Origin of the sequence: Microbacterium sp. 20-116, from assembly GCF_041079415.1 — a bacterium.
Taxonomy (GTDB): Bacteria; Actinomycetota; Actinomycetes; order Actinomycetales; family Microbacteriaceae; genus Microbacterium.
Genome location: NZ_JBFYGP010000002.1, coordinates 560,910 through 575,127 on the forward strand (window position 1 = coordinate 560,910; position 14,218 = coordinate 575,127).

The following is a 14,218-nucleotide window of genomic DNA, read 5'->3' on the forward strand; positions in this document are numbered from 1 at the left end:
GCGGTGATCGACTACGTGTTCGACGCCGGCGTGGCCGAGATCGTCCTGAACGCCCCGGCCCGTCGCAACGCTCTGGGCCTCGACGACCTGCGCGCGCTCGGCGAGGCCTACGACCGAGCCGAGGTCGACGGCGCCCGCGCCCTCCTGCTGCGCGGCGAGGGTCCGTCGTTCTGCGCCGGGCGCGACATCTCGGGGGTCGATCCCCGCACCGACGACGTCGCGGGCTACCTCGATGACACGCTGGCGCCCCTGCTGCGGCGCATGGCGGCCTTTCCCGCGCCGACGTTCGCGGCCGCCCACGGGGCCTGCCTGGGTGTGGGCCTGGGCCTGCTCATCGCCACCGACGTGGTCTACGTCGCCGACGACGCCAAGATCGGCTCGCCCTTCGCCGCCCTCGGCGCGACCCTCGACTCCGGCGGTCACGCGCTGTTCGTCGAGCGCCTCGGTGCGCACGCCACGCTCGATCTCATCTACACGGGCCGACTGATGTCGGGGCTCGAAGCCGTTCGTGCCGGACTCTTCTCTCGCGCCTTCCCGGTGGGGGAGATCCAGGATGCCGCGACCTCCGCGGCCCGCGGGGCCGCTGCCGGTCCCACGCAGGCGTTCCGCGCCAGCAAGCGCATCGTCGGCGCGATCCGCGACGAGCGCCTGGGCCTGTGGGAGGCGATGGCGCTCGAGAACCGCGCCCAGGCGGCGCTCGCCGCCACCGAGGATTACCGCGAGGGCTTCGCCGCGTTCCAGGCGAAGCGTCCGCCGGAGTTCACGGGTCGATGACGGGTTCGACGATGGGCTGAGCGCCGACGAGGCACGGTCCGGCCACGCGGTCGGCGAGCGAGGCGAGGACGACCCCGCGCGAACGGATCCGGCCGCGAAGCGCACTCCGACCAGGATTCGGCGGACGTATCAGCGTGGCCTCGGCGGAGAAAGCCGCGACGGCGGAGAAGACCCTGATTGAATCGGGGCATGACGAGCATCGACGACGATGACGAACTCGCGACGCTGCGCCGCAGGGCCTACGCGCCCGGAGCCGACATCTCCTCCGACCCCGCCGCCCTGCGCCGCCTGATGGAACTGGAGCAGCGAGAAGCCGTCGTCGAAGACGCCGCTGACCGAGTGCCCGAAACCCCGCACGCCCCTGCCGAAGATGAGCGGGAGCCGCAGGCGCCTCCGAGGCGCCGGATGCCGCGACTGCGTCGATCGAGCGTCATTCTGCTCTCGGCGGCCGTACTCGTCGTCGTATGCGCCGCGACCGCGCTCATCGTGGTGCAGCGCACTCAGACCGACCCGCTGCAGGCGGGGGCGACGCAGGTGGCACGTCTTGCGGCGGACCCGTCGTTCGATGTGCCGAGCGTCCTCACCCCGGGAGTGAGCAGCGGCACCACGGGGTACGCCGAGTACGAGGGCTTCCGTGTCGCCACGTACGCGTCGTTCGACACGGGCGACGATGCGGCGAAGTGCATGACGGTCTGGCAACCCGATCTGCTGGACATCTCCGGGGGCGGCTTCTCCTACGACGGCCGGTTCTTCCTGACCTCGTGCGGAGCCGGCGTCTTTCCCGCCAACACCATGCTCCAGCTCAGCGAGGACTCGGCGGAGATCCGCGCGACGGATCTGCCCGCGGGCACCTCTTTGCACTTCGTCTACGACAAGACGAACGACGAGATCGTCGTCTTCCGCGGCTGAGGGTGAGCGCGGGAGAGGTCGTGAACCGCGCAAGACCCCTCGTCGAGCTGAGACCGTTTCGCAGGCGGGAGCGACCCCGCGGCGGCCGCCGCCGGACGCGACGATGCCCCGGCACGAGGCCGGGGCATCGTCCACACAATGAAGCGCCTCAGGCGGCGCTGGTGACGGCGAACTGAACCGACCCCTGCGGGTCGATCTGCGCGTCGAGCACGCGGTCGTCGAGCACGGCCGCAGCATCGCTGTCGAGGAAGACGCGCGCTCCGGCGTTCTCGACGACGGCGTCGTCCGGCTGGGGGCCGTCGACGACCGACAGCGCGAACTGCGACTCGGGGGAGCCCGCACCTTCGATGCGGACGCCGCCCTGGGCGGCATCCGGGAACTGGGCGGTGATGGTCTTCACGGCGGTCGTGGCCTCTTCGGTGAGCGTCAGCATGGTGACTCTCCTTCTCTGATCGACGACAGGAATCAGCCACGATGCCGAGAATCCCGGTCGTCCTCAAGCTCACGCGACCATTGCCAGGGTTTTCCCACCGGCCCTTCGACGGCTCTCAGGGGAGGAGCCCGGCGCGCCGCGCGCGGGTCACCGCCGCGTGGCGGGTGGACGCGTCGAGCTTCGCCATAGCCGAGGCCAGGTACGACTTCACGGTGGTCTCCCGCAGGTGCAGCGACGCGGCGATCTCGCCGTTCGTCGACCCCACCGCGGCACAGGCGAGCACGTCGATCTCTCGCCGCGAGAGGTGGATATCGGGATCGGATGCCGTCTCACCGGCGTCCCCGGTCAGGGCGGCGAGACGCGCCTCGACGTTCTCGAGTCGGCGCCGCACCTCGTCGTCGGCGACGGTCGCCGCGATGCTGCGCAGCTGGGCATAGCTCTCGCGGATCTCTTCGCGGGCGCCGGCGCCGAGACCGCCTTCGGGCCCGGGGGTCGAGGCGAGGCGCCGGTCGACCTCGGCACGCACCCGCAGCTCGGTGCCGAGCTCGCCGGCCACATCGAACGCGGGGCGCGCCTCGATATCGCCGACCGGCGATTGCGCCCACGACCCGCAGTAGAGGACGCCGCGCGCAGCCCCGCTGACGAGCACGGGAACCGCGAACAGGGTCGCGATCCCCTCGCCGAGGATGGCGCGGTCGTAATCGTGGGTGATGGAGCGCGACGTGCGGTAGTCGAGGGTCATGCGCGGGCGCCGCTCGACGAGCGCGCGACCGCCGAGTCCGCGCGATGCGTGCACGACGAGCCCTTCGATGCTGCGCGTGCGCGCGCCGACGATGGTGGTGACGTGGACGGCGCCGTCGTGCTCCAGGCCGCCGAAAGCGACGGGAAAATGCGTGCGACGGGCGAGCTCGGTGACGGCGTGCGACACGAGCGTCGCTTCGTCTCGAAGTGTGGAGGGTGCAGTCACGCACTACCTACTTCCGGGGGTGACGGCTTCGTCGCCGCGTTTCGTAGCGTCGACCCTATCACCGGGGAAGCAGCGGCCGACCCGGACTTTTCCGCCGTTCGGCGCAGCGTTGCGCCGTACTCATGAGGCAAGGAGGCCACATGACGGACCGTCGCATCGACGAAGCCCACCAGGGCGGCGTCGACTACATCGCGGTCGAGGAGTCCGCCCCGTTCCGGGAGTTGAAGAAGCGCCAGCGCAGCTTCGTCTTCCCGCTCGCGGTGGCGTTCCTCGTCTGGTACTTCGTCTACGTTCTGCTGTCTTCGTTCGCGCCGGAGTTCATGGCGCAGCCGGTGTCGGGCGCCATCACCGTGGGGCTCGTGCTGGGCCTCGCGCAGTTCGTCACCACGTTCGCCATCACCATGGGCTACGTGGCCTACGCCAACCGGCGCCTCGACCCGGGCGCCGAGGCGCTGCGCGTCGAGCTCGAGCGCGCGGACGGGGGTCGTTCATGAACGACATCCTCGCGAGCGTCGAGGCGGCCGTGCAGACCGTCGAGAACAATCCCGTGCTGAACATCTCGATCTTCGGCGCCTTCGTGGCCGTGACGTTGTTCATCGTCATCCGGGCCAGTCGCAACAGCAAGACGGCGGCCGACTATTACGCGGCGGGCCGCTCGTTCACCGGTCCGCAGAACGGCTTCGCGATCGCCGGCGATTACCTTTCGGCGGCTTCGTTCCTCGGGATCGTCGGGGCCATCGCGATCAACGGCTACGACGGCTTCCTCTACTCGATCGGGTTCCTCGTCGCGTGGCTGGTCGCGCTTCTGCTGGTCGCCGAGCTCATGCGCAACACCGGCAAGTTCACGATGGCCGACGTGCTGTCGTTCCGCCTCAAGGAGCGGCCGGTCCGGATGGCCGCGGCCATCACCACGCTCGCGGTCTGCTTCTTCTACCTCCTCGCGCAGATGGCCGGAGCCGGTGGCCTCGTGTCGCTGTTGCTGGGCATCACGGAGCGCGTCGGTCAGTCGATCGTCGTCGCCGTGGTCGGCATCCTGATGATCGTGTACGTCCTCATCGGCGGCATGAAGGGAACCACCTGGGTGCAGATCGTCAAGGCGTTCCTGCTCATCGGCGGCGCGATCGTGATGACGGTCTGGGTGCTCGCGATCAACGGCTTCAACCTGAACACGCTGCTCGAGAGCGCCGTCGCGGCCTCTCCCAAGGGCGACGCGATCCTCGCGCCGGGCCTGCAATACGGCAAGAACCCGTGGGACTTCATCTCGCTCGCCCTCGCCCTCGTGCTGGGTACCGCGGGTCTTCCCCACGTGCTGATGCGCTTCTACACGGTGCCGACCGCCAAAGAGGCGCGTCGCTCGGTCGTGTGGGCCATCTGGCTGATCGGGCTGTTCTACATCCTCACCCTGGTGCTCGGCTACGGCGCCGGCACGATGGTCGGAGCCGAGACGATCCTCGGCGCCCCCGGCGGGGTGAACGCCGCAGCTCCGCTGCTCGCCCTGGCCCTCGGCGGACCGCTGCTTCTCGGCTTCATCTCGGCGGTGGCGTTCGCGACGATCCTCGCGGTGGTGGCGGGTCTCACGATCACCGCTGCCGCCTCTTTCGCTCACGACATCTACGCGAACGTCGTGAAGAAGGGGAACGTGCCCCCGGACGGCGAGGTCAAGGTCGCGCGGCGCACGGTCATCGTGATCGGTGTGCTCGCGATCCTCGGTGGCATCGGCGTGCAGGGGCAGAACGTCGCGTTCCTCGTCGCCCTGGCCTTCGCCGTGGCGGCGTCGGCCAACCTGCCGACGATCCTCTTCTCGCTGTTCTGGCGCCGCTTCACCACCCGCGGTGCGGTCTGGAGCATGTACGGCGGTCTCGGTTCGGCGCTCGTGCTGATCTTCCTCTCGCCGGTGTTCTGGGGAACCCCCACGAGCGTGTTCGCCGATACGGGGGTGGCGATCTGGCCGCTGAACAACCCCGGAATCGTGTCGATCCCGCTCGGGTTCTTCCTCGGCTGGCTCGGTTCGGTCACCTCCCGGACGCCGGAAGACCCGCGTAAAGCCGCGGAGATGGACGTCCGCTCCCTCACCGGCTACGGCGCCGAGAAGGCGTCGAGCCACTGACCGACCGATGCCCGGTCTCGCTGCGGCGGGGCCGGGCATCGTCGTGCCCGGGCACCGACGTCCACTCGGGCTCAGGTCGAGGTGAGCAGCGTCTCGGCGAGCATCGCGTCGCTCTCGAGCGAGAGCAGGTACTCCTTGACCTCGGGGCGTCCGCCGTACTCGCCGATCGAGCCATCCGCCCGCACGACGCGGTGCACCGGCACGACGATCGAGAAGGGCGTCGAGGCGCAGGCCGTTCCCACCGCCCGCGCCGCCCGCGGGGCTCCGGCCATCATCGACACCTCCCCGTACGACGCCACCTCCCCGTAGGGGATCTGCCGGGTCGCTTCGAGCGCCGCACGGGTGAAGCCGCGGACGAAGCGCCAGTCGAGGGAGACGTCGAACGCCCGCCGCGCGCCGTCGAAGTACTCGTCGAGCTGCGCGACGAGCCCCCGGCCGACCGAGGCATCGGGCTCGGGCACGATCCCCAGGCGCTGCGCGATCTCTGCGCGCGCGAGGTCGAGACCGTCGTGGGCGACGTGCAGCCGAACGAGGGCGTCATCGACGAAGGTCAGCAGGATCGGCCCGACGGGGCTGTCGTATGCGGTGCTGGTGACTCTGTTCATGCGCCCATCCTCGTGACCGTGCCGTGGCCGTGCTGGCGGATCGAACGCGAAGGGGGAGGATGCCGCGAAGTCTCGCCCTGGGGAGGAAGAGCCGATGACGCGGCGTGTCGCTGATTCCCGCGAAACTCGGGCCCGCTGCGCACGATCCCGCACTGCCCGGCTTAGTCTGACAGGTGTGTGGCGAGCTGAGGACGGTGCCGTGATGGGCACTGACGGAGACGAGACGGTGTCGTCCGTCGATCCCGGCGAGCTGCGATTGTCGGAACCCGGCATCGTGGTTCGCCACGTGGCCGACCCCGAACGCGATCGCATCCGCGCCGAGGCGGCGGCCCTGGGCGGGCGCTCGACCCTGTTGCGTTTCGACGATGCGCGCGACGCGGGCATCGACATCACCAAGGCCCACCCCGGTTCCCTCCCGCAGTTCATCACGGGCCGAGCGACCATGCTCTCCAATCTCTTCCGAGACGAGGTGGCTCTGCGCACCGCGCGCATGGCCGCCGAGCGCATCACGGCCAAGAACGTCGAGCTCCGCACCGCCCGTGGCCTCGAGCCCGTGCACCTCGCCGTGGGTCTTTCGGCGTGGAAGATCGGGGGAGTGGAGTGGTCTGCCCCCGTGCTCCTCCGCCCGCTGGCGATCCGCCGTCACCACGGCGACTTCGAGCTGAAGCTGCACGGCGCGTTCGTGATGAATCCCGAGCTCGCCCGGGCGTTCCGCACCCATCTCGGCATCCAGATCGACTCCGCCGCTCTCGCGGGACTGGCGTACGACCAGGGCGTGTTCAAGCCGCAGCCGGTCATCGACCACATCCGTCGCCTCACCTCGCACGTGCCGACCTTCGTCGTGCACCCGCGGTTGGTGATCTCGTCCTTCGCCGACGTCGGCTCGGGCATGGCCCGCGACACCCACGACCTCGATCACACGCTGCTGAACGCGCTCGCCGGCCACCCCGACGATCGCGCGCGCATCACGGTCCGCCGCGACGACCCGCAGGTGGTGAGCCCCGACGAGCGCACCCCCGCCGCCGACACCCTCCTGCTCGATGCGGATGCCGAGCAGGAGCGGGTCCTCGCGCGCATCGCCGCCGGTCACTCGCTCGCCGTGCACACGCTCCCGGGAACCGGTGGCACGCAGACGGTCATCAACGCGATCGGTCAGCTCGTCCACGACAACAAGCGCGTGCTGGTCGTGAGTGCTCGTCGGTCGACGCTCGACGGCATCCGTCACCGTCTCGCCGGGGTCGGTCTCACCGGGCTGGCCGTCTCGCCGAACCACGTCCGCCGCGACCTCATTCGCGCGATCGGCCGCAATGAGAAGGCCGAGCAGCCCAAGGTCGCCGAGATCGACGACGCGCTCGTGCGCCTGCGTACGGTCCTGCGCGACTATCGCTCCGCCGTGACCGAGCCGCATCTGGCCCTGGGCGTCTCGGCGCTCGACATCCTCCGCGCGCTCACGTCGTTGGCATCCACCTCTCCGGCTCCCTCGACCGAGGCCCGTTTCGATCTGGCGACCCTCGAGCGTCTGGCCGGGCGACGGGATGCCGCGGCCCGGGCTCTCGCGATGGCAGCACGCCTCGGCGAGTTCCGCTTCGGCCCCGACGACTCGCCCTGGTACGGCGTCAGCTTCTCGCGCACCGAAGACGCCCGCGCGGCGCACGACCTCGCCGGCAAGCTCCACACCAGCGATGTGCCGCGCCTGCTCGAGCGCGGCTACGAGCTCATCGCGCAGACGCGCATGCGACCGTTCCAGACGGTGTCGGAGCTCGGGTCGTATCTGAAGCTTCTGCAGGGCATCCGCGAGTCCCTCGACCGCTTCAGCCCGAGTGTCTTCGAGCGCCCCCTCGGCGAGCTGATCGACGCGCACTCGCCGCGCCGCGACGCGTCCGCGATGAGCGGTCCGAACCGTCGCCGACTCAAGCGTCTGTCGAAGGAATACGTGCGCCCGGGCGTCCACGTGCCCGACATGTACGAGGCGCTCGTGCGCATCCAGCAGCAGCGCACCGAGTGGCAGCGCGTGGTCGACGCCGGCGTGACCCCCGAGGTACCTCTCGGCCTCGCCGATGTGAACGTCGCATGGCAGCGCACCGATGCCCTGCTCGGCGAACTCGACCGGATCCTCGGCCGCCAGGGCTCGGAACGCCTGGCCACCCTCCCGGTGCAGCGTCTAGTGCGCACGCTCGCGGGCCTTGCGGCAGAATCCACCTTCTTCGACAACCTCGTCGAGCGCGCCCAGCTGCGCTCCGAGCTCGCCCGTCTGGGCCTCGAGCAGCTGCTCGTCGAGCTCTCGGTGCGCCACGTCCCCGAAGAGCGCGTCGGCGCCGAGCTCGAGTTCGCCTGGTGGCAGTCGGCCCTCGAGCACCTGCTCCGCACCGATCGTGCCCTGCTCGGGGCCAACACGAGCGTCGTCGACCGTCTCGAGCGCGACTTCCGGCTCGTCGACGAGGCGCACGCCGCCGCCGCGGGGCCCCTCCTGGCCGCGCAGCTCGCGACGCAGTGGCGTATCGGCATCGTCGACCACGCCGACGAAGCGGCCGCTCTCAAACGCGTTCTGAAAGACGGCCTGCACACGGCGCAGGAGATGTCGGATGCCGCGCCCACCCTGCTGCGCACGCTCGCGCCGGTGTGGCTCGCGTCGCCGTACGAGGTCCCCGACGTTCCGACCGACCTCGCGTTCGATGTCGTGATCATCGCGGATGCCGCGGCCCTGTGCCTCGCGGAGGCGGCCCCGGCGTTGCGCCGCGCTCGCCAGGTCGTGCTGTTCGGCGACCCCGTGGTGCAGAAGCCCACCCCCTTCCGGGTCAGCGCCTCGATCATCGGCGCGCCCGACGAGGCCGACGAAGTGCCCTTCGACGGCACCTCGGTCTTCGAGCGCATCGCGGAGCTCCTGCCCGTCGAGACCCTCACGCGCAGCTACCGCGCGGGCGGCGAGGACCTCTCGCAGCTGGTCAACGATGCCTTCTACGGCGGCGAGATCGTCTCGCTCCCGTGGGCAGGGTCGTACCTCGGTCGCGGCAGCCTCAGCGTCGACTACGTCGAGGGCGGCGTCGGCGCCCCCGACCCCGTCAGCGGCGCCGTCGAGAGCCCCGATGCCGAGGTCGCCCGCGTGGTCACCCTCGTGGTCGAGCACGCCGTCAACCGCGCCTCCGAGTCGCTCATGGTCGTCACCGCAAGCCGCAAGCATGCCGAGCGCGTGCGCGCCTCGGTCGTGGCGGCACTGGCCGGCCGGTCCGATGTCGCGGAGTTCATCTCCCGGGATGCCGCGGAGCCCTTCGCCGTCCTGACCCTCGAAGAGTCGGTGGCCGAGAGCCGGGACCGCGTGGTGTTCTCGCTCGGCTTCGGTCTCACGCGCCACGGTCGCGTCCTGAGTGACTTCGGCGACTTGTCGACGCCCGACGGCGAGCGGCTGCTCACCGTCGGTATGACGCGCGCGCGGCGCTCGATGGTGATCGTGTCGTCCATTCGCCCCTCGGCGTTCGACGACGGCCGTCTCGAGCACGGTGCCGCCACCCTCATGGGCATCCTCGGCAACGTGGCGTCGCGGAGCCGCGAGATGCGGCTCGAAGACCTCGCCGACCCGCTGACCCGCGCCCTGGCGCGCGAGCTTCGACGCCTCGGCGTCGAGGTCGACGTCGACTACCGCGGTCTGCTCCCCATCGTCGCCCGATACCAGGGCAAGGCCGTCGTCGCCGAGAGCGACCCCGAGACCATCGGCGAATCGCTCCGCGAGACGCTTCGCCTCCGCCCGCAGATCCTCCGTCGTCTCGGGTGGCACTACGTGCGGGTGCACGCTTTCGATCTCTACAGCGACCCTGCGGGCGTGGCCTCGCGGATCGGGGAGCTGCTCGGCATCGCGCCCGACGACGCGGCCGCTCCCGACGCGACCACAGAGTCGCTCGATCTCCCTGACTGACAAGCCGATGAGTGAGACGCCCGAGAGCACCGGGTCAGACGCCGCGGGCGCTCCCGATTCGCGTACGGAGCGGCAGCCGGTCGTCCGCGTGCGCGGCGCGCGGCGCGCGCGTTTGCTCGCCGCCCCGGGCACGACCGCGGAGCCCGCGCCCGCGGACGACCCGGCGCGTGGCACGGGCGCTCGGCCCACGGCATCCGGGCCCAACGACGAGCGCATGATGCGCGACGTCCCCCCGCACTACTGACCCGCAGGACGTACGCGAAACGGCGCCCGGTCCGGGACGTGGTCCCGGCGCGGGCGCCGTTTCGCGTGATCCGTCGGTCGGCTCAGAGCTTGTTCTGTCGCTCCAGCAGGTCGCGGATCTGCACGAGCAGTTCCTGCTCGGTCGGCAGCTTGGGTTCGTCCGAGGCGGGCTCGTTCACTCTCGCGCGAGCGGCGGCGATGGCCTTCCACCGGTTCATGGGGTAGACGAACACGAGGTACACCACGAGCGCGACGGCGAAGAAGCTGATGATCGCCGACAACAGGGTGGGCAGGGGGAAGACCACTTCCTGGCCGTAGATGCCGGTGATCGTGGGCCCGATTTCGCCGTTCTCGGCGGGCTTGTAGAACACCGAGATCAGCGGCGTGATCACCGCGGCGACGATGGCATTCACGACCGCGGTGAACGCGGCTCCGATGACCACCGCGACGGCGAGGTCGATGACATTCCCGCGGAGAATGAACTCCTTGAATCCCTTGATCATGCGCTGATTCCTCTCAGGCCGCGCCGACTCGGGCTCAAGAGGCCGAGGGCGAGGCGGACGACGTCGATTCCGACTTCGATGATGTCGAAGAAGTGGACGAGCCGCCACCGCTTGCGCCCGAGGACGAGCTGCGCGAGTCGGTGCGGTAGAAGCCCGACCCGTTGAAGGTCACACCGATCGACCCGTACTGCTTGCGCACCTCGCCGCCGCATTCGGGGCACTCGGTGAGAGCGGCATCCGAAAACGACTGCTGGGCGTCGAAACGATGGCCGCACTGCTTGCAGGCATAGGAATAGGTGGGCATGAGCGTCCTTCGGGTGTTCAGGAGGTGTGGGCGGCGAGCGGCAGGGTGCGCGTGGGGGTGACCACGCCCGTGACGGGCTGGTCGTGCACGTCGCGCGGCACGTCGTCGATGAGCTCGGTGTCGAAGATGACCGCGTAGACGGGCGGGCACTTCTCCATCGAGCCGAGGGTCTTGTCGAAGTAGCCGCGGCCCCATCCGAGGCGCATGCCGTGATGATCGACGGCGGCCGCGGGGATGATCAGCAGGTCGACGTCGTTGACCGCGATGGGCCCCAGCACATCGCCGACCGGCTCGGGAACACCGAACAGCCCCTCGGTGATCTCGGTGTCGGCCGTGGCGACGCTCCAGTCGAGCAGGCCGTCCTCGCGGGTGATCGGAAGAAGCACCCGGATGCCGCGATCCACGGCCGCGCGCACGAAGGCGTGGGTGCCGGGTTCGGTGGGTGTCGACAGGAAACACGAGATGCTGCGGGCTCCGAGACGCGCGACGAGGGCGTCGAGTTGCTCTGTGACGCCGGCCTCGGCCACCTCGCGGGCATGCGCGGAGATGGTCTGGCGGCGTTCGCGCAGATCGGCGCGGAGTGCGCGCTTGGCCTGCTCGATACGATCCGGCATGCGATAAGTCTAGGGGCGGGCGCGTTGCCGCCGGTGGCGCGGGACCCCGCTAGGGTATGCCCATGCCTCACAAGCCCTTCAAGGCCGTCATCCCGGCCGCCGGACTCGGTACGCGCTTCCTGCCCGCCACGAAGGCGATGCCCAAAGAGATGCTGCCCGTCGTCGACAAGCCGGCCATCCAGTACGTCGTCGAAGAGGCGACCGGTGCCGGTATCCAAGACGTGCTGATCATCATCGGCCGCAACAAGAACAACATCGCGAACCACTTCGACTCCATGCCCGAGCTCGAAGCGAAGCTGCGCGAGAAGGGCGACGACGACAAGCTCGCCAAGGTCGAGCACTCGTCCGACCTCGCCGACATCCACATGGTCCGTCAGGGTGAGCCCAAGGGCCTCGGTCACGCGGTGCTGCGCGCCCGCAGCCACGTGGGCGATCACCCCTTCGCCGTCCTTCTCGGCGATGACCTCATCGACGAGCGCGACCCGCTGCTCACCAAGATGATGGAGGAGTACGACAAGCGCGGCGGTGCCACCGTCATCGCGCTCATGGAGGTCGACCCCGCGCACATCCACCTCTACGGTGTGGCCGCTGTCGAGGCGACCGACGAAGAAGACGTCGTCAAGGTCACCCAGCTCGTCGAGAAGCCCAAGGCCGAAGACGCACCCTCGAACCTCGCGATCATCGGTCGCTACGTGCTCGGTCCCGACGTGTTCGACATCCTCGAGCGCACCGAGCCCGGCAAGGGTGGCGAGATCCAGCTGACCGATGCCCTCGAAGAGCTCGCGACGGGTGGTGGCGACGGCGGCGGCGTTTACGGCGTCGTGTTCCGCGGCCGCCGTTACGACACGGGCGACCGCGTCGATTACATCAAGGCGATCGTGCAGCTCGCCGCCGACCGCGACGACCTCGGCCCCGCCCTCCGCCCCTGGTTCAAGGAGTTCGCGCAGGGTCTCTGACCCGGCAGGATGCCATGGATCTGTCCGTCCCTCGGCGGCACGGCGACGTGTCGATCCGTCTCATCCGCAACCGCGACGCGCGAGTCCTTCAGCAGCAGCTGATCGACAACCGCTCGTGGCTGAAGCGGTGGGAGGCCACCAGTCCCGACGGCCCCGTGTCGTTCGACATGCGCCTCGGCATCCGTCGTCTTCTGCAGCAGTACCGTGACGGCGTCGGCGTCCCCTTCGTGATGGCGTGGGACGACGACGTCGCCGGGCAGCTGAACGTGTGGGGTGTCTCGCGAGGTTCGCTGGCCTCGGCGACGATCGGGTACTGGGTGGCAGAGGAGTTCGCCGGCCGCAACATCACGACGATCGGCGTGGCGATGGCGACCGACGTGTGTTTCACGGAGCTGAACCTGCATCGCGTCGAGATCTGCATCCGCCCCGAGAACCACGCCAGTCTGCGCGTCGTCGAGAAGCTCGGCTTCCGGTACGAGGGCCTGCGGCGCAAGTACATCCACATCGACGGCGATTGGCGTGACCACTACGCCTTCGCCCTGGTGCGCGAAGAGGTTCCTTACGGGGTGCTCGACCGGTTCGTGCGAGGACAGGTGCCGCCCGACGCGGCCCGCGTTCCGCCGGCCGACCGCAACTGAGCGACCCGGCTCCGGCCTTTCTCGCTCCATCGACGAAAGTCTCGCCACGACACGCCGGGGGATGCCGAGGTGTGATCTCTCGGTGACCTACCTTTATGGCATGGGTGGGCAGGTTCTCAGCGGCGGCGTGATCTTCTTCGTCGCGGTCGCGCTCTGGCTCGTGTACCTGCTTCCGTCGTGGCAGAGCCGTCATCGCTTCACCTCCGCCGAACGCAATGCCGTGCGCCTCAACCAGGCCCTTCGTGTGCTCGCCGAGACGGCCGAGACGCCGCGCGAGGTCCGGCTCGAGCTGACGGCACGTACCGCTCACCAACAGCAGAAGCTCGCGCGCCAGATCCAAGCCGAGAAGGCTCAGATCGAATTGGCCGCGGCGAAGGCACGGCTCGAGGTCGCTCGCGTCGAGAGCGCCCGCGATCGCGACGTCGTGAAGGAACAGCGCGCCGCCGCGGTCGATCTTGCTCGTGCGGAGCGCGCCGCCGCCGTCGAGGTCGCTCGGGCCGAACGTGCCGCCGCACTGGAGAAGACCCGCGCCGAGCGTGCCGCCGCCGTCGAGCGCGCACACGCGGAGCGTGCCGCAGCCGTGGCCCGACCCGAGGCACGTCGCGCGCGTGCCCGTCGTCGTTTCCGTCTCGGCGTCACCACGGTGGGCCTGGTCGGTCTCGCTGCTGCCCTGGTCGGTCTCGGGCCGGTCATCGCCGGGGGAGCACCCGCGCTTCTCCTCGCCGGGGTTGCTGTGGTTCTGGCATCCCTCATCGTTCTCCGCCGTATCTCGGTGGTCGCGGCACGCACGGCTTCGCCGGCGGTGGTCGCGACCACCGTGAAGCGCACCGTCGCCGTCGAGGTGCAGGATGTGGCTCTCGTGCCCGAGCCGCGTCCGACCTGGACTCCGCGCGAGCTGCCGCGCCCCCTGGTGGCATCGGCCGGCTCTCGCGCAGCAGCCGTCGTCGACGAGCAGCTCGCTCGCGAGGCGCTGCGTGCCGCCGCTCGCGAAGAGGCCGCTCGCGAGCTCGCCGCCGAGCAGGCGCCCACCCCCATCGAGACGGCTCGTCCGGCCGCTGTCGCCCCCGCTCCGTCGCCGTATGCCGCGATGGGGTACGTGGACGACTCCGAGATCCAGGATCACGTGCAGCGGCTTCTGGCGCGTCGCGCGTCGGGGGAGTAACCACCTCGCTGCGACCCCTGTGGGCCCCGTGCCTGGGGCTCGCCCCCTCCGGCTCTGGCGGCAATCCGTCGGCATACGTCTCGCGGTATACGACGG

The 14,218-nt window shown here is 70.0% G+C and carries 15 protein-coding genes; 9 read left to right on the forward strand and 6 right to left on the reverse strand.

The window, feature by feature from the left end:
- The first annotated feature begins 3 nt into the window (after positions 1–3).
- Positions 4–774 carry an enoyl-CoA hydratase/isomerase family protein gene (locus tag AB6V29_RS06715; RefSeq protein WP_369357823.1) on the forward strand — a complete coding sequence of 257 codons (771 nt, stop codon included), beginning with the start codon at positions 4–6 and terminating at the stop codon, positions 772–774.
- Positions 775–963: 189 nt separating this feature from the next.
- The gene (locus AB6V29_RS06720) at positions 964–1,683 is read left to right on the forward strand and encodes a hypothetical protein (protein ID WP_369357676.1); all 720 of its coding nucleotides are present in this window, start codon (positions 964–966) and stop codon (positions 1,681–1,683) included.
- Positions 1,684–1,831: 148 nt separating this feature from the next.
- Here AB6V29_RS06720 and AB6V29_RS06725 read toward each other — a convergent pair whose 3' ends face one another.
- Positions 1,832–2,116, reverse strand: a complete 285-nt coding sequence (locus AB6V29_RS06725; protein ID WP_103206273.1) for a Fe-S cluster assembly protein HesB — start codon at positions 2,114–2,116, stop codon at positions 1,832–1,834.
- Positions 2,117–2,231: 115 nt separating this feature from the next.
- Complete coding sequence (locus AB6V29_RS06730) at positions 2,232–3,083, reverse strand: response regulator transcription factor (protein WP_369357678.1); 852 nt, start codon at positions 3,081–3,083, stop codon at positions 2,232–2,234.
- A gap of 140 nt (positions 3,084–3,223) precedes the next feature.
- Here AB6V29_RS06730 and AB6V29_RS06735 point away from each other — a divergent pair, with 140 nt between their 5' ends.
- Both AB6V29_RS06735 and AB6V29_RS06740 read left to right on the forward strand, forming a co-directional pair.
- Positions 3,224–3,577 carry a DUF485 domain-containing protein gene (locus AB6V29_RS06735; RefSeq protein ID WP_210073882.1) on the forward strand — a complete coding sequence of 118 codons (354 nt, stop codon included), beginning with the start codon at positions 3,224–3,226 and terminating at the stop codon, positions 3,575–3,577.
- Positions 3,574–5,190 (forward strand): cation acetate symporter, encoded by a 1,617-nt coding sequence (locus AB6V29_RS06740; protein ID WP_369357680.1) that lies wholly within the window; start codon positions 3,574–3,576, stop codon positions 5,188–5,190. The genes AB6V29_RS06735 and AB6V29_RS06740 overlap by 4 nt, the downstream gene beginning before the upstream one ends.
- Positions 5,191–5,261: 71 nt before the next feature.
- Here AB6V29_RS06740 and AB6V29_RS06745 read toward each other — a convergent pair whose 3' ends face one another.
- Positions 5,262–5,795 carry a methylated-DNA--[protein]-cysteine S-methyltransferase gene (locus AB6V29_RS06745; RefSeq protein ID WP_369357681.1) on the reverse strand — a complete coding sequence of 178 codons (534 nt, stop codon included), beginning with the start codon at positions 5,793–5,795 and terminating at the stop codon, positions 5,262–5,264.
- Between the two features lie 202 nt (positions 5,796–5,997).
- Here AB6V29_RS06745 and AB6V29_RS06750 point away from each other — a divergent pair, with 202 nt between their 5' ends.
- The gene (locus AB6V29_RS06750) at positions 5,998–9,702 is read left to right on the forward strand and encodes an AAA family ATPase (RefSeq protein WP_369357683.1); all 3,705 of its coding nucleotides are present in this window, start codon (positions 5,998–6,000) and stop codon (positions 9,700–9,702) included.
- A 7-nt stretch (positions 9,703–9,709) separates the two neighbouring features.
- Complete coding sequence (locus AB6V29_RS06755; RefSeq protein ID WP_369357684.1) at positions 9,710–9,946, forward strand: hypothetical protein; 237 nt, start codon at positions 9,710–9,712, stop codon at positions 9,944–9,946.
- Positions 9,947–10,028: 82 nt separating this feature from the next.
- Here AB6V29_RS06755 and mscL read toward each other — a convergent pair whose 3' ends face one another.
- From mscL to AB6V29_RS06770, 3 genes are read right to left on the reverse strand one after another with little or no spacing between them, the layout of a single operon-like run.
- Positions 10,029–10,448 (reverse strand): large conductance mechanosensitive channel protein MscL, encoded by a 420-nt coding sequence (gene mscL / locus AB6V29_RS06760; protein ID WP_369357686.1) that lies wholly within the window; start codon positions 10,446–10,448, stop codon positions 10,029–10,031.
- A 34-nt stretch (positions 10,449–10,482) separates the two neighbouring features.
- Complete coding sequence (locus AB6V29_RS06765; RefSeq protein WP_210073893.1) at positions 10,483–10,752, reverse strand: FmdB family zinc ribbon protein; 270 nt, start codon at positions 10,750–10,752, stop codon at positions 10,483–10,485.
- 17 nt (positions 10,753–10,769) lie between these two features.
- Entirely contained in the window at positions 10,770–11,366 is a 597-nt protein-coding gene (locus AB6V29_RS06770; protein ID WP_210073895.1) for a 5-formyltetrahydrofolate cyclo-ligase, read from the reverse strand.
- 62 nt (positions 11,367–11,428) lie between these two features.
- On the opposite strand from AB6V29_RS06770, the gene galU reads away from it, so the two are divergent.
- From galU to AB6V29_RS06785, 3 genes are all read left to right on the forward strand, one after another.
- The gene (gene galU, locus AB6V29_RS06775; protein WP_210073896.1) at positions 11,429–12,322 is read left to right on the forward strand and encodes a UTP--glucose-1-phosphate uridylyltransferase GalU; all 894 of its coding nucleotides are present in this window, start codon (positions 11,429–11,431) and stop codon (positions 12,320–12,322) included.
- A gap of 14 nt (positions 12,323–12,336) precedes the next feature.
- Positions 12,337–12,960, forward strand: a complete 624-nt coding sequence (locus AB6V29_RS06780; protein ID WP_103206281.1) for a GNAT family N-acetyltransferase — start codon at positions 12,337–12,339, stop codon at positions 12,958–12,960.
- Between the two features lie 100 nt (positions 12,961–13,060).
- The gene (locus AB6V29_RS06785) at positions 13,061–14,122 is read left to right on the forward strand and encodes a large exoprotein (protein WP_369357689.1); all 1,062 of its coding nucleotides are present in this window, start codon (positions 13,061–13,063) and stop codon (positions 14,120–14,122) included.
- Positions 14,123–14,218 lie beyond the last annotated feature (96 nt).